This is a genomic window from Flavobacterium sp. W22_SRS_FK3 (assembly GCF_052113665.1).
Classification (GTDB): Bacteria; Bacteroidota; Bacteroidia; order Flavobacteriales; family Flavobacteriaceae; genus Flavobacterium.
Genome location: NZ_JBGQOF010000008.1, coordinates 174,158 through 190,102, shown reverse-complemented (window position 1 = coordinate 190,102; position 15,945 = coordinate 174,158). Strand labels below are relative to the sequence as shown.

Below are 15,945 nucleotides of genomic sequence, written 5' to 3'. Positions count from 1 at the left end.
GATTCTAAAACCGATGTTTGTATTCGTTGAAATTATTTATTGTTTTAATATAAAAATACCCTATTTTAGAACTCCTTTAATACTATTTTAATATTCTGACCAAATTTTGAAAACTAAACTTTCTATTCTTTGTTTCTTGATGGGTTTTGCCTCGTTTTCTCAGGAATTACCTCCAATTGTCAAATATCCTTCTACTGTATATAGTGCCGGAAATCAGAGTTGGATGATTTCTCAAGATGATCAAAATATAATGTATTTTGCTAATAATGAGGGGCTTTTAGAGTATAATGGAACGAATTGGGAGTTATATTCAACTCCTAACGAAACCATAATGCGATCTGTAAAAGTAATTGATAATACCATTTTTACAGGTTGTTACATGAATTTTGGTTACTGGAAAAGAGAATCAAACGGAAAATTAAAATATACTTCGCTTAGCGATACAATCAAAAATAAAATTCTGGATGATGAACAGTTTTGGAATATTTTAAAGTATGATCAATGGGTTTTGTTCCAATCTCTAAACCGAATTTATATTTATGATACCAAAACAAAAACCTTTAAAATTATTTCACCTAAAAATGGTGTTATAAAATCATTCAGCACTAAAAATTCTATTTATTACCAAACAATAAATGAAGGACTTTTTGAAATAGAAGCGGGAAGAGAAAAATTGATTTCAAACAATCCGATTCTGAAAAAATATACGATTGTCAATGTTTTTACCATTGATGAAGGTTTGCTTATTCAAACGCAATTAGATGGATTTTATAAACTCATTGGAACAACTTTGACTCCATTTTCAACAGAAGTCGATGGACAAATAAAGTCAAGTTTTGTTTATAGCAGTCAAAAACTACACGATGGGAGTTATGCGCTGGGAACTGTTTCTAACGGGATTTTTATTTTATCGAATACTGGAAAACTAAATTATCATATTACACAAAGTAAAGGATTAAGCAATAATACTGCTTTGTCTTTGTTTGAAGATAACGATCAGAATGTTTGGGTTGGTCTCGATAATGGAATTAATTGCATCAACCTGCAAACGCCTGTACATAATTTTACTGATGATACAGGAGTTTTAGGGACAGTTTATGCTTCAATTGTATATAATGCGATGTTGTATGTAGGGACCAATCAGGGATTGTTTTGTAAAAAATACCAAAGTACTGGAGATTTTCAGTTTATAAATGGTACAAAAGGACAGGTCTGGTCTTTATTTGAATATAATAATACACTTTTCTGCGGTCATGATTCAGGTACTTTTATTGTAGAAAACACATCGGTCAAAAATATTTTCAGAAATTCAGGTACCTGGAAGTTTGAACCAGTACCAAATAATAAAAATATCTTGATTCAGGGAAATTACTATGGGATTTCGGTTTTAGAAAAAATCAATAATCAATGGCGATTTAAAAATAAAATTAAAGGTTTTAATTATTCGTCACGTTATTTTGAAATTACATCAGGTTTGGAAGTTTTTGTAAGCCATGAATACAAAGGGATTTTTAGATTTAAGCTGGATAATTCTTTTTTAAAAACAAATTATTTTTATACTTATTTGTCTCCTAAAAAAGGAAAAAACGCAAGTTTAACGAAATTTAATAATGTAATTTATTATGCTTACAAAGATGGAATTTTTAAATTAAATTCGACAACAAAGCAATTTGAAAAAGATAAATTGCTGAGTTCTGTTTTTGAAAAAGATGAATATACTTCGGGCAAATTAATTGTTGATCAGTCTAATAAAATCTGGCTGTTTTCTAAAAATTATATACATTATTTTTCTGCCAGTAAGCTAAGTAATCAATTAAAACAAAATGTCATCCCGATTCCGTCTTCTTTAACAAATTCGATGTTGGGTTTTGAAAATATTACTCAAATTTCAAAATCAGTCTATTTAATTGGCACTACAGATGGTTATTATACACTTAATATTGATGATTTAAGTTTTAAAAACTACACTGTCTTTATTACGGAAATTTCGATTAATAAGCAAAATCAAACTTTAAAGAATGTTGTTTTAAACGATGAAGGAAATTTTAAATCGAATGAAAACAATATTACTTTCAATTATACGGTTCCAGAATACAATAAATACATTAATTCAGAATACCAGTATCTCTTGGAAGGCTTTCAGAATGAATGGAGTGAATGGAATACAAAATCTTCAGTAAATTTTAAAAACCTGTTTCCTGGAAAATATACTTTTAAAGTTCGCGCAAAATATGCCAATACGCTTTTACAAAACACAGCAACTTATACTTTTGTCGTTTTAAAACCCTGGTATCTGACCAATCTGGCTTGTTCTGTTTATTTGTTATTGCTTTTTGTAATTGGGTATTTTGTAAATAAAGCTTATCGAAACTTCTATCAAAAGCAAAAAGAGAAATTAATTGAAGAAAATAATCTTTTATTAGAAATAAAAGAACTTGAAAACGAGCAGCAATTAATGCAACTAAGAAACGAGCAATTGTCGCAGGATGTAGATAATAAAAATAGAGAATTGGCAGTTTCTACAATGACTTTAAATAGTAAAAATGAACTTCTAGCATTTATTAAAGAAGACTTGAAAAAAACTTCTCAAGATGATAATAAAAATATCAAAACGGTAATTAGAACCATAAACGATAATATTACCGAAGAAGATTCTTGGAAAGTTTTTAAAGAAGCTTTTGATAATGCTGATAAAGATTTTTTAAAAAGAATAAAAGGTATTCATCCATTGCTTACTCCAAATGATTTGCGTCTGTGTGCCTACTTACGATTAAACCTTTCATCAAAAGAAATTGCTCCTTTATTTAATATTTCGGTTCGAAGTGTAGAAATAAAAAGATACCGTTTGCGTAAAAAGATGGAATTACAGCATGAAATAGGGTTAGTCGAATATATACTTGCTGTATAGTAAGTCAGAAATTGCTTTAAATCAACTATACATTACCACAACATTAACCTTTTATTGTGTTTTTGACACTTATTTGTTAAAGAAAATTAACATTGTGTTTTTGTAGATATATGCAGGTTTTTTTTATCATATTTAAAAATTTGTCGTTTTTTTTTGCGATGTATGTTTTTTGTTGTGGTTAATTTTATTTTATTATTAAAGGGATAGAATACATTTATCATTCAATAAAAACTAACTAATTATGAAACCAAAATTATTATTAATGGTATTGTTACTGTTTACCTCTTTTGCATTTTCGCAAAATTTTGATGTAAAGGGTACAGTGCTGGATGGCTCTGGGATGTCGCTCCCTGGAGTAAATGTAAAAGTCAAAGGTTCCTCGCAAAGTACAACAACAGACTTTGACGGATCTTTTAAATTATCAGGTGTTACAAAAGGGGCAACAATTGTTTTAAGTTATATTGGATTCCGAACTCAGGAAGTTTTAGTTTCTGATACTAAAATTACAGTTAAAATGAGTGATGATGCAAAGTCATTGGACGAAGTTGTCGTTATTGGGTATGGAAGTCAAAAAAAGAGAGAAGTTACAGGGGCAGTTTCGGTTGTAGATAGCAAGACTATTGAAGCCTTAAAGCCTGTAAAAGTTGAGCAAGCCTTACAAGGAACTGTTTCTGGAGTAAATGTAACGAGTCAGTCAGGTGCTCCCGGTGCGGGTTTAGATATTCGCATACGTGGTATTGCTACTAATGGAGAAAATAAACCAACTGCTATTATTGATGGTTATGTAGGAGACTTGAGTTTGCTAAATCCTAATGATATTGAAACTATTACGGTTTTAAAAGACGCACAAGCTGCTATTTACGGAACTATCGGAGCAAACGGAGTTATTTTGATTACCACTAAAATGGGGAAAAGAAATTCAAAAGCAAAACTTTCATATAACACTTATACAGGATTTCAGGAAACGTCGAGAAAACTTCAAACTTTAAATGCTACAGAGTATGCTCTTTTATTAAATGAAAGTTATGCTAACGCAGGAAAAACACTTCCCTATCCGAACGTTACTGGTTTAGGAAAAGGCACCAACTGGCAGAATGAAGTTTTTGGTAAAGGAGTTCCAATTATTAATCATGATTTATCCATTTCAGGAGGTTCAGAGAAAATTAACTATTCGGTTAGTGGATCACATCTCGATCAGGAAGGAATTGTTGGAGGTGAAAAATCTGGTTTCTTAAGAAATACTGCCAGAGTTGCTGTTGGTGCTGATGTCACCGACAAATTAAAGTTTAAAAGTAATGTTATTTATACTTATTTCACAAGAAAAACATTGAATGAAAATGGCCTGGGATCTGTTTTATTTAATGCATTAAACTTGCCTGCTACAATAAATCCTTATGATGTAAATGGAGATTTTACTGTAATTCCGCTTAATGGATTAGGAAACGAAATTATTAATCCTTTAGCCCAGATTGCTAATACCTATAATGATTATAATTATAAAAAACTTAATGGAAGCTTTGGCATAGATTATAAAATTTTTAAAGATTTTGTACTAACGAGTACCATCGGTTTTAATACTTCAAACAGCGAATCGAAAACTTTTGGAAAACAAGTTAGTTATGGCGGTAAAGTATTTGACGTAAAACAAAGTTCTGTTACACAGGGAGCCGTAAATGACAATGATTATTCATTTGACCTTTATGGCACTTATACTAAAAAGGTTGGTGAAAGTCATAATTTTGTCGGAACAATAGGAACCACTATATACAAAACCTGGGGCAACGGACTCTCAGCTACAGGGTATGATGTACCGTATAACTCATGGGAATTTGCTGATCTTAAATTAATAACAACTATATCAAAAGTATTGAATAATAGTTCTTATGATTATGATCAAAGAAGACTATCTTATTTAGGAAGATTACAATACGATTATAAAGGCAAATATTTATTGTCTGCTATGATAAGACGTGATGCTTCAACAAAATTTGGTCCGGATAATAAAATAGCATATTTCTCTTCTGTTACAGGAGGATGGGTTGTTTCTGACGAAAATTTCTTTGGACAGCCAAAAATAATTAATTTCTTAAAATTAAGAGCGAGTTATGGTGCTTTGGGAAATGATCAAATTGGGGATTACAGATATTTAGGTCAGCTTTCAGGTGAGGCAACTTATGTTTTTAATGATGAATTGGTTAGCGGCAGAGCTGAAGGTGTACTGCCAAATCCTAATGTAAAATGGGAAGAGGCTAAGAAATTTGATGTTGGTGCCGATATGAAACTATTAGACAATAAAGTTTCTATAGTTGCAGATTATTTTATCGATACAAGAAAAGATTTATTAATTCCTGGCATTGCGGTTACAGGTATTGGAGGTATAGGAGCTCCGGGTGCAGGTGCGCCAACAATAAATGCTGGTACTGTACGAAATTCAGGTTTTGAGTTTGCTGTAGATTACAAAGAAAAATTTTCTGATGCTTTTTCAATGAACGTTGGGTATAATGTAACTTTCCTTAAAAATGAAGTACTAGAAGTAAATAATGAAACTCATTATATAGAAAGAGGTGCTTTTTCTGTGGGTCAACAGGCACCAACGAGAATGGAAGAAGGAAAACCAATTGGGTATTTTTACGGATACAAAACAGATGGTATTTTTCAAAACCAGGCTGAGGTTGAAGCACATCCTTCTCAACTTGCTTTAGGTGCAAATGCAGTTCCCGGAGATTTGAGATTTGTAGATGTCAATGGAGATGGTGTTATAGATAGCAAAGACAGAACCAACATTGGAGACCAAATTCCTGCTGCTACTATGGGATTCAATTTACAAATGAATTATAAAAATATAGACTTTGCAGTTTACACTTATGCCTCTTTTGGTAATGACTTAATACGAAATTACGAGAGAAATCTTTCTGATGTCAATCATTTAAATTACGTTTTAGACAGATGGACAGGTGAAGGGACTTCAAATTCAACACCAAGAGTAACTACAGGGGCAACAGCAAATAGTATTTTTTCTGATTATTACGTTGAGGATGCTTCTTATTGGAGAATACAAAATGTACAAATTGGGTATACATTAAATCCTAAAATAGTTCAAAAGGCAGGAATTACAAAACTTAGATTATATGTAGGAGCTAATAATCTTTACACCTTTACAAAATACAAAGGTTTTGATCCTGGAGCTTCAACTGGAGATCCTATAGCGGGAGGAATTGATTACGGGTTTTATCCAATACCAAGAACCTATCTTTTAGGATTAAATCTTAACTTTTAATTGTTATCAAAATGAAAAAATATATTTATATATTCCTTTTAACAGGAATACTTTTCTCAACCATTTTTATTTCTTGTTCAGATGATTTTGTAGAAACTAAGCCAAATTATTCTATAGATTCTGAGAACTATTTTAACTCAAAAGAAGATTATGATCAGGCATTAGTAGCGGCTTATGATATACTGCAATCTACATACGTAAATGTATTGCTTGGCGAAATTGCTTCAGATAATACTTTAGCCGGTGGTGAAAGCCCTACCGATGTAGTTGGTTTTCAGCAAGTAGATGATATGATACATACACCTGTTAATAGTAATTTGTATGATATTTGGAATTGGATGTTTGCCGGTGTGCAAAGAACTAATTATATTCTTGAGTTTAAGGATAAAACAGATTTTGAAGGGAAAGCAGAAATTCTTGCAGAAACACGCTTTCTTAGGGCATACTACCAATTTGAATTAGTAAAATGGTTTGGTGGTATCCCTATGAAGGGAGATGCAAGGTTTAAACTTGGAGATGAAACTAAAATTCCTCGTTCGTCTGTTTCGGAAGTTTATGCTTCGATAGAGGCTGATTTAGTATACGCAATAGCTAACTTGTCTCCATCTGCATCTCAAAAAGGAAGAGTGACTAAAGGTGCTGCGCAGGCATTACTAGGAAAAGCTTATTTGTATCAGGATAAATTTTCGCAGGCAGCAAATACATTAGAAAGTTTGATAACTACTTCTCCTTATTCTTTAGTATCAGATTACAATTCAATATTTGAAATGGAAGGTGAAAACGGTTCTGAATCTATTTTTGAAGTACAATATACAGACGTTGAAGGTGCAGGATTTGGATGTTTACAATGTAGTGAAGGAAACGTAGCTGTTGGTTTCAGCGGAATACGTGGTTATGAAGGACCTGTGTTTTCGTCTGGCTTTAGTTTTAATATTCCAACCCAAGAAAGTGCAGATGCTTTTGAAGTAGGAGATAAGCGCAAAGATGTTGCAATTCTAGACATTGTGGCTTGGGCTGCAGCGAACACCGGTGTTAAATTCGCAAAAGGAAATGAGGATACAGGATTTTTTAACCGTAAATATTTACCAAGAAAAAGAAGCGCTAATGCAGCCGGAGATTTGAATTTGACCAATCCAAATAATTACAGAGCGATACGCTATGCAGATGTGCTTTTAATGGCGGCAGAAGCTTACAATCGTGGAGGAATAGATGATGGTAAAGCAAGAGGATATCTTAATCAGGTTAGAAGACGTGCTTTTGGAGACACTAATCATGATATATCTGCATCAGGAGCCGCATTGACTGATTTTATTTTGGCAGAAAGAAGACTGGAACTTTTTGGTGAAGGACATCGTTTCTTCGACTTAGTAAGAACAGGAAAGGCAGTAGGAACAATCCCTGGTTTTGAAGCTAATAAAAACGAATTATTTCCAATTCCAATTCAAGAAATTCAATTTTCAAACGGAAACTGGCAACAAAATCCTGGGTATATTAAATAACATCAATTATGAAAAAAATACATTTTATTATAAGTCTTTTCGTTTTTACGATCCTGTTGGGTTGTGCCAGCGATAACAGCGATATTGATTTGGATAGCATAGCTGCGCCAAAAAATATATCTGCTTTGACAACAGTAACACAAGATAATTCAGGTAAAGTTACTTTTTTACCTAAAGGAGAAGGTGTAACACAATACAAAATTGATTTCGGTGATGGAAGTGCTGTTTCAGAATATATTTCGCCGGGAGCTACCGTGACACATGCATATGCGGAAGGCGTTTATACAGCTAAAATTATAGCGATGGGATTAAATGGAAAAACTACTGAAGCAGCTCAGCAAGTAGTAGTTTCCTTTAAAGCTCCGGAAAATTTAGTAGTAGTTGTAACCAATGATTTATCAGTTTCTAAAAAGGTAACAGTTACAGCCTCTGCTGATTATGCTTTGTTTTATGATGTTTATTTTGGAGAAGAAGGAAAACCGGAGCCGATTTCGGCAAATAATAAGGAAGCCGTTTCGTATACTTATAAAGAAGCCGGAGTATATACTATTCGTGTAGTTTCAAAAAGTGCTGCGGTTGCCACAACAGAATATACCACTCAGGTTACTGCCAAACTGGTTCTTAATCCAACAACATCAGCTCCGGCTCCGCCAAACAGACAAGCTGGAGATGTGATTTCTATTTATAGTGCAAAATATACTAATGTAGCAGGAACTGTTTTCTATCCGAATTGGGGGCAATCTACTACTTTGACAGAATTTGATTTAGCAGGAGATAAAATGCTGAATTATAATAACCTGAATTATCAGGGGATTGCGTTGGCAGACGGTGTAACGATTGATGTGACCGGAATGGAATTTTTCCATATGGATGTATGGACAGCAGATTTAGATAAAATCGAAACATTCTTAATTAGTAAAACGAATGGAGAAAAGCCAGTATCAAAAAACTTGACAGCGAATGCGTGGACAAGTATTGATATTCCTATTTCGGCATTTACAAGTCAGAATTTAACTGTTGCAGATATTTTTCAATTGAAACTGGTTGGAACCCCGGCAGGAAAAAATGTTTATATAGATAATATTTATTTCTACAAAACTGCTGCTCAGTCTATAGAATTGCCTCTTGATTTCGAATCAGCTAGCTTAACTTATGCATGGGGAGGTTTTGGAGACTCAGGTTTTGGACCAATTCCCGTTTCAGTTGTTACAAATCCTGATAAAACGGGCGCTAATGTATCTAATAAGGTAGTTAAAATTGAGAAAACATCCGGAGCTCAGGTTTGGGCGGGTGCAAGTCTTAATTTAGAAAATACAATCGATTTTACTAAAGGGACTACTGTAAAAGTAACTGTGTGGTCTCCTAAAGTTGGTGCTGATATTTTATACAAAATGGAAGTATCAACATCGCCAAAAGACGGAAACGGAAATCCAACTGTTTTTTTCGAAGCGCATGCTACAACTACAACAGCAAATGCATGGCAAGTCCTAACATTTGACTTGACTACAGCACCGGGTTTTAGTACAGCCAATAAATACGACAGAGTAATTTTATTTCCGGACTTTGGACAAATGGGGACAGGTTCAATCTATTACTTTGATGATATAAAACAATCCAATTAAAAAAAGAAATCATGAGCAAAAAAATAATTATAAAAATAGTATCCTTATTTGCTATTCTCCTGATGACGGGTTGTCAGAAAGATGATTACACATTTGGAGATATAACAGCTCCAACAAACATTCAGATAACTGCTGAAATTGTTGGAAAAACAGCTGATGATCCTTATGGGGACGGATCAGGAATCGTTAAACTTGTAGCTACTGGTGACGATGTCATTTCGTATAAATATATATTTAGTGACGGAACTTCCGAAAATTCTCCTGGCGGTCATTTTGATAAACGATTTACTAAAACGGGTGTAAATAAGTATGTTGTTACGGCTGTTGCTTACGGAAAAGGAGGTATAGCGACCAATACTACAATTGAAGTTGAGGTTTTAAGCAATTTTAGTGATCCTGATGCTGTTAATTTCTTAACTGGCGGAACATCTAAAAAATGGTATTGGTCAGCTTCAGAGCCAGGACATTTAGGAGTTGGGCAAAATGATGGGGATGCGACTAAAAATTACTATGCCAATTATTATCAGGCAGGTGTTTTTGAAAAAGCAGGATCACCGGCCAGCAGTTGTTTATACGAAAATGAATTGACTTTTTCTCTTGATGGAGATGTTTTAAAATATCAATTAGACAATGGAGGATCAACTTTCTTTAATGCTTCTTATGCAAGCGTTGCTGGAGGAAGCTCTCCAGATGATGCTTGCTTAAGTTATAATGCAGGTGGAGTAAAAACAGTATCATTAAGTCCTTCAGAATCAGTTGTGACAAAAAATCCTAATCATGCTACGCAAACAAGAGGTACTATGTTAAACTTCTCTGATGGAGGATTTATGGGGTATTATATTGGTCAGAGTTCTTATGAGATTTTATCTATTACGGCTAACAGAATGGTTGTAAGAGCTGTTATGGGAAATAATTCGGCATTAGCGTGGTACCATATATTTACTACAACCAAACCTTCACAGGCTCCGGATACAAATGTAGATTATACCAATTTAGTATGGTCAGATGAATTTAATACTGATGGTGCTCCTGATGCGGCAAAATGGGGGTACAATTTAGGAACCGGAGATAATGGCTGGGGAAATAATGAAAAACAAAATTATACCAATTCTGCAACAAATGTAATTGTTCAGGGAGGAAACCTTAAAATTACTGCTAAAAAAGAAGCTTCCGGAGGAGCTGCTTATTCATCTGCAAGATTAGTAAGCGACAGCAAATTCAAGTTTACCTACGGCAAAGTAGAAATAAGGGCTAAACTTCCAATAGGTGCTGGAACCTGGCCAGCCATCTGGATGTTAGGGCAGAATTATGCAACAAATCCTTGGCCTGCCTGTGGAGAAATTGATATCATGGAACATGTAGGGAATAATCAGAATGTAATACTCGGGACGTTGCATTACCCAGGTAGATTTGGAGGAAGTGCTGATTCAGGCAGTAAAACAATTGCAAATGTTTCAACTGAATTTCACGTATACAAAGCAGTGTGGAGTCCGGCATCTATAAAAATATATGCTGATGAAACACTGATTCATTCTGTCGCTAATGCTGCTTCATTACCATTTAACAGTGACTTCTTTTTAATATTAAACGTGGCAATGGGAGGAAATCTAGGAGGTAATATTGATCCTGCTTTCACACAGTCTTCTATGGAGATTGATTATATAAGGGTTTATCAATAAATTAATTAGCAAAAATGAAATTGGAAGGTCAGTTTTAGCTGGCCTTCTTAATTTAGTAATTTAAAAATATTGGCATGAAAAAAGTAATATTGCTATCTATAATTAGTAGTTTTTGCATGGCACAAAATGTAAAAAGAAAACTGATTTGGGAAGAAAATTTTAATAAAAACATCAACGAATCTGTTTGGAATTTTGAACTCGGTGATGGCTGTCCGGCTCTTTGTGGCTGGGGTAATAATGAAAGACAGATTTATACCAAAACCAATCACGAAATAAAAGAGGGTCATTTGGTTATTGAAGCCAGAAAAGAAGGTGAAAAATACACTTCGACAAAAATCACCACAAAAGGTAAAAAAGAGTTTTTGTATGGCCGAATTGAAGCAAGAGCCAAACTGCCTGTTGGTCACGGTTTATGGCCTGCTTTCTGGATGTTGGGTGCTAATATTGATGAGGTTAAATGGCCTAAAACTGGTGAAATTGATATTTTAGAATATATAGGTAGAGATCCGCACATGGTCTATACGACCCTGCATACACAAGACAGCCACGGAAATACAATTAATACCAAAAGAACCGAATTTCCTAATATAGAAGAAGGGTATCATGTTTATGCGATTGAGTGGAATAAAGATAAAATTGATTTTTTTGTTGATACAACTTTAGTCTATACTTTTCAGCCCGAAGTTAAAAATGAAGATACGTGGCCTTTTAATAAGCCATTTTACATTATTATCAATTTAGCCATCGGAGGAAATTTTGGAGGACCTGCAGTTGATGATGCTGTTTTGCCTCAAAAATATTATGTAGATTATATTCGTGTTTATCAGTAACATAAAACAACTACTACTAAAAAAAGAAGTGTAACTTGTTTAAATCAAAGGATTTAGTTAATTACGCTTCTTTTTTTTAAATTGTTAAAAAATCTCTATTATCTGATTTTCGGCAACATTTCTATGATAAAGTTTAATATTAATTGATATTATTTACAATTTATTATTAATTAATATTCTATTTGTTTGCTTTTTAAAATAAAAATTTGTTAAATTTGGACAGATTATTAACATAACCAAAAAAAGACTAGCCTATACAATAAAATTACTTTTTAGAAAATTACTCCAAATTTTAAACAAACCTAAAAAAGTAGTATTATGGCTGATCTGCATATTCCTGACGCTCTATTGGTTAAACATTATGTTGAAGGCAATGAAAATGCTTTGGCAACATTAATAAAAAGGCATGAGTCCAAAATATATGGATTCATATATTCTAAAATTGCCGATAGAGATATTTCAAATGATATTTTTCAGGATACCTTTATTAAAGTTATTAAAACTTTAAAATCGAATTCATATAACGAAGAAGGTAAATTCCTGCCTTGGGTAATGCGTATTTCACACAATTTAATTGTCGATCACTTTCGCAAAACCAAAAAAATGCCAATGTACAGAGAAACAGAAGAGTTTTCGATTTTTTCGATCATGTCTGATGATTCTTTAACTATTGAAGGTAAAATGATTGTTGATCAGGTTGAAATGGATCTTAAAAAACTAATTCAGGAACTTCCGGAAGATCAAAAAGAAGTTTTGGTCATGCGAATGTACCAGGATATGAGTTTTAAGGAAATCTCTGAACTGACAGGTGTGAGCATTAATACAGCATTAGGAAGAATGCGTTACGCCCTAATGAATTTGAGGAAAATTATTGATAAGCATCAAATTATTTTAACTAACTAATACTATTTTGAATATTAGCTCGTTATACTAATATAAAACATTTTCATAGTATGGCGAAAATTTACTCTAAAAAGACATTAGCTTCCAAAGATTTAAAACCAAAGAAAGAAGTCGTTTCTTTTTTATTAAGTTATTCACAAGCTTTAAAAGTTGTGAAAATCGATAATAAAATTTTTGAAATCATAGCTAATTAAACAGCCCACTACTTTTGTCGGATGTTTATTTCGAAAGAAAAACCAAATGGTCGTTTTGGTTGAAAGCTCACTATTCGTATGCAAATACAAATAGTGAGTTTTTTTATGTGATATTTTTGTCTTTTCCCTTATAAAATTAGTTCTTCTGTTTGCATTTTATTAATATTCTGATATAAAATATTTTATGTAAGAATTATTTACATATTTTGTTAAAGTTTTGTTTTTTGATTATTAATTGAATATTTAATCTTATTTTGGTTAAAAAGTAAGTTTTTATTCAATAATTAGTGCAATAAAGGTTTTTTTTTAAATAAAAAATCTTTTATTATTTAGAAATCACTAATGCAAAAAAATAAATGTTTAACTAAATAACCAGATATCAATGAAGAAAAATTACTCTGTATTGCCTTGTTACTTATAAATCATGGATTCTTTATTAAGAATACTGTGATAGAAGGGAAATTTTACAAAATAATTCAGTTATAAATTTTAGCTTTTATTTATTATTTCTCTCAATTATGATGATTTAATTTTTTGCTGATCATTTTGGCAAAAAAAACATCCTGAACAAAACCCAAAATCTACTTAACAACCAAAACCAAACCAAAATGAGGAAGAAGTTTAAGCTGCTATCATGTCTGATATTGATAAATATCGTGGCGTTTGCTCAAAAAGAACAAATAAAAGAAGCCCAATCGTATTACGCAAAAGGTAAAATTGAGGAATCGTTGGCTATTTTGAAAAAAATTGAATATCTCGTTATCAACGCTCCTGATGATGTGAAATCTGATTTTTTTTTCACGAAAGGAAATGTGTATAAAGAGCTGGCTACAAAAAATATAGATGCTGCATCTAACTTCTCTTTAGCATCTGGTGCATATCGAGATGTACTTTTATATGAAAATGATTCTCGTAATTATAAATATGCCTTCAAAGCAAACTTAGCTTTGAAAGAGATGAAATCTGTACTTGTAGATGGAGCTTATAATGATTATAAAGCGGCAAGATATAAAGAAAGTGCAGACAAAAGTTATGAAGTTTACTTGTTTGATAAAAAAGACACTTTAAACTTATTCAATGCAGCTAATTCGTCATTAACAGCAAAAGATTATATTGAGGCAATTAAGTATTATGAAGAGCTCAAAAAAATAAATTATACAGGAAAAGGGGTCATTTTTTATGCTACAAATAAAAAAACAAAAGAAGAGGAAGCTTTTGTTTCTATGAGTGCAAGAGAATTAAGTATTAAAGAAGGAATTTATGAGAATCCCAGAAATGTATTACCCCCTTCAAAAAAAAATGATATTTTATCGTCTTTAGCTTACTGTTATCTGGAGAGAAATGATTATTCAAACGCATCAAGATATTATGAAGATGTATTGCAGGTAAATCCAGGTTGTATGGATTGTTGTATCAATCTTGTTTATATAAAAATGCAATTAAAAAAGGACTTAATTGATCAGATGAATGCATTGGGAACTACTCCTAAGGAAATGAAACAATATGATAAGTTGAGTGCTCAAAAAGATGAAATCGTAAAAAGTGCCATTCCATATCTTAAAAAAGCTTTGGTTATTGAACCAAAAAATGAGGAAGTCTTAAAATCGCTTTTAGGAGTATACAGGGCTTTAGACATGACAAATGAGTACAATGCTCTAAAAAATAAATAACAAATAAAAGTTAAAGAAGCTGTTAATTTTTCTTTTTAGCAGCTTCTTCAATCAATGATTTTTTTCCTATTGTCTTTGTGATAATATCTTTTTCCAGATTCCAGCTTCTTGCAGGTGAATATTCACGGCCATACCAAATTATCTGTAGATGCAAGTCATTCCATAATTCTCTTGGAAACAATCTTTTGGCATCCTTTTCTGTCTGAACCACATTTTTACCGTTTGAGAGATTCCATCTGTGCATTAATCTGTGAATATGAGTATCAACAGGAAAAGCAGGAACGCCAAATGCCTGCGACATAACAACACTTGCTGTTTTATGTCCTACAGCAGGCAAAGCTTCGAGAGCTTCAAAACTCTGCGGGACTTCTCCGTTATGTTTGTCAATCAAAATGTGTGAAAGACCATGAATTCCTTTCGATTTCATTGGCGACAATCCGCAAGGGCGAATAATTTCCTTGATTTCTTCTACCGACATTTTAATCATATCATATGGGTTATCAGCCTTAGCAAAAAGCAGCGGTGTAATTTGATTTACACGCACATCAGTACATTGCGCTGAAAGTAATACGGCAATCAATAAGGTGTAAGGATCTTTATGGTCAAGCGGAACTGGTATAGTAGGATAGAGTTCTTTTAACGTATTTATAACAAATGCAACGCGGGCTTCTTTATTCATTTCCGTATTTTTATTGATGCAAAAATAACATAATTTTCATGATGTGCCTAGTCCAGCTTTTCGTTACAACTCCTCATTGTCAAAGTAACATTTTTAAACATTAACAAGAGCTTCCTCCGGTCGCTTTCTTAATACAAAAAAATGCAAACTTTTACAATTCCGGGGTTTTCACTGCAATCTGGGGCAGAAAAATAATTAACAATTGATACTTAACAATTATAAAAGATGACAACATTAAAAAAAGGGGATAAGGCTCCAAATTTTTCAGGAACTGATCAGGACGGAAAAATACATCAATTATCAGATTATGCCGGAAAAAAATTAGTAGTATTCTTTTATCCAAAAGCCAGTACACCAGGATGCACTGCAGAAGCATGTGATTTAAGGGATAATTTCGAGCGTTTTAAAGCAAATAATTATGAACTTTTGGGTGTAAGTGCCGACAGTCAAAAAGCACAGGGAAAATTTAAGGATAAATATGAATTTCCTTTTCCTTTACTGGCAGATGAAGATAAATCTGTAATCAATGCCTTTGGTGTTTGGGGACCAAAGAAATTTATGGGAAAAGAATATGACGGAATTCACAGAACCACCTTTATAATTGATGAAAACGGAATTATTGATGAGGTTATTTCGCAGGTTAAAACAAAAGAACATACTGCACAAATTTTGAAATAAGGAAAT

General features: G+C 32.7%; 11 protein-coding genes. 10 read left to right on the top strand and 1 reads right to left on the bottom strand.

Translation table 11 applies throughout. From position 1 onward, the window contains the following. Window positions 1-106 precede the first annotated feature (106 nt). The 9 genes from ACEN2I_RS10095 (at window position 107) to ACEN2I_RS10055 (ending at window position 14,582) form a co-directional block, all read left to right on the top strand. Window positions 107-2,908: a triple tyrosine motif-containing protein gene (locus ACEN2I_RS10095; RefSeq protein ID WP_441765981.1), complete on the top strand. Its 2,802-nt coding sequence runs from the start codon at window positions 107-109 to the stop codon at window positions 2,906-2,908. A gap of 241 nt (window positions 2,909-3,149) precedes the next feature. Further along, a complete protein-coding gene (locus tag ACEN2I_RS10090; protein ID WP_441765980.1) occupies window positions 3,150-6,185 on the top strand; it encodes a SusC/RagA family TonB-linked outer membrane protein in 3,036 nt (1,011 codons plus the stop codon). Between the two features lie 11 nt (window positions 6,186-6,196). Then, window positions 6,197-7,684 (top strand): RagB/SusD family nutrient uptake outer membrane protein, encoded by a 1,488-nt coding sequence (locus ACEN2I_RS10085; protein WP_441765979.1) that lies wholly within the window; start codon window positions 6,197-6,199, stop codon window positions 7,682-7,684. Between the two features lie 8 nt (window positions 7,685-7,692). Continuing rightward, a complete protein-coding gene (locus ACEN2I_RS10080) occupies window positions 7,693-9,306 on the top strand; it encodes a hypothetical protein (RefSeq protein WP_441765978.1) in 1,614 nt (537 codons plus the stop codon). A gap of 11 nt (window positions 9,307-9,317) precedes the next feature. Then, entirely contained in the window at window positions 9,318-10,985 is a 1,668-nt protein-coding gene (locus ACEN2I_RS10075) for a glycoside hydrolase family 16 protein (protein WP_441765977.1), read from the top strand. A 74-nt stretch (window positions 10,986-11,059) separates the two neighbouring features. Next, window positions 11,060-11,815 (top strand): glycoside hydrolase family 16 protein, encoded by a 756-nt coding sequence (locus ACEN2I_RS10070; protein ID WP_441765976.1) that lies wholly within the window; start codon window positions 11,060-11,062, stop codon window positions 11,813-11,815. Between the two features lie 318 nt (window positions 11,816-12,133). Continuing rightward, window positions 12,134-12,718, top strand: a complete 585-nt coding sequence (locus tag ACEN2I_RS10065; RefSeq protein WP_441765975.1) for an RNA polymerase sigma factor — start codon at window positions 12,134-12,136, stop codon at window positions 12,716-12,718. A gap of 50 nt (window positions 12,719-12,768) precedes the next feature. After that, on the top strand, window positions 12,769-12,912 hold the full coding sequence (locus ACEN2I_RS10060) for a hypothetical protein (protein WP_441765974.1): 144 nt from the start codon (window positions 12,769-12,771) through the stop codon (window positions 12,910-12,912). A gap of 608 nt (window positions 12,913-13,520) precedes the next feature. Continuing rightward, window positions 13,521-14,582 carry a tetratricopeptide repeat protein gene (locus tag ACEN2I_RS10055; RefSeq protein ID WP_441765973.1) on the top strand — a complete coding sequence of 354 codons (1,062 nt, stop codon included), beginning with the start codon at window positions 13,521-13,523 and terminating at the stop codon, window positions 14,580-14,582. A 22-nt stretch (window positions 14,583-14,604) separates the two neighbouring features. Here ACEN2I_RS10055 and ACEN2I_RS10050 read toward each other — a convergent pair whose 3' ends face one another. Next, window positions 14,605-15,261 (bottom strand): endonuclease III domain-containing protein, encoded by a 657-nt coding sequence (locus tag ACEN2I_RS10050; protein ID WP_441765972.1) that lies wholly within the window; start codon window positions 15,259-15,261, stop codon window positions 14,605-14,607. A gap of 225 nt (window positions 15,262-15,486) precedes the next feature. Here ACEN2I_RS10050 and bcp point away from each other — a divergent pair, with 225 nt between their 5' ends. Beyond that, window positions 15,487-15,939, top strand: a complete 453-nt coding sequence (gene bcp, locus ACEN2I_RS10045; protein WP_441765971.1) for a thioredoxin-dependent thiol peroxidase — start codon at window positions 15,487-15,489, stop codon at window positions 15,937-15,939. Window positions 15,940-15,945: the final 6 nt, after the last annotated feature.

Coding starts and splice junctions, on each gene's coding strand:
- ACEN2I_RS10090 (WP_441765980.1), top strand. CDS start 3,150: ATGAAACCAAAATTATTATTAATGGTATTGTTACTGTTTACCTCTTTT.
- ACEN2I_RS10085 (WP_441765979.1), top strand. CDS start 6,197: ATGAAAAAATATATTTATATATTCCTTTTAACAGGAATACTTTTCTCA.
- ACEN2I_RS10080 (WP_441765978.1), top strand. CDS start 7,693: ATGAAAAAAATACATTTTATTATAAGTCTTTTCGTTTTTACGATCCTG.
- ACEN2I_RS10075 (WP_441765977.1), top strand. CDS start 9,318: ATGAGCAAAAAAATAATTATAAAAATAGTATCCTTATTTGCTATTCTC.
- ACEN2I_RS10070 (WP_441765976.1), top strand. CDS start 11,060: ATGAAAAAAGTAATATTGCTATCTATAATTAGTAGTTTTTGCATGGCA.
- ACEN2I_RS10065 (WP_441765975.1), top strand. CDS start 12,134: ATGGCTGATCTGCATATTCCTGACGCTCTATTGGTTAAACATTATGTT.
- ACEN2I_RS10060 (WP_441765974.1), top strand. CDS start 12,769: ATGGCGAAAATTTACTCTAAAAAGACATTAGCTTCCAAAGATTTAAAA.
- ACEN2I_RS10055 (WP_441765973.1), top strand. CDS start 13,521: ATGAGGAAGAAGTTTAAGCTGCTATCATGTCTGATATTGATAAATATC.
- ACEN2I_RS10050 (WP_441765972.1), bottom strand. CDS start 15,261: ATGAATAAAGAAGCCCGCGTTGCATTTGTTATAAATACGTTAAAAGAA.
- bcp (WP_441765971.1), top strand. CDS start 15,487: ATGACAACATTAAAAAAAGGGGATAAGGCTCCAAATTTTTCAGGAACT.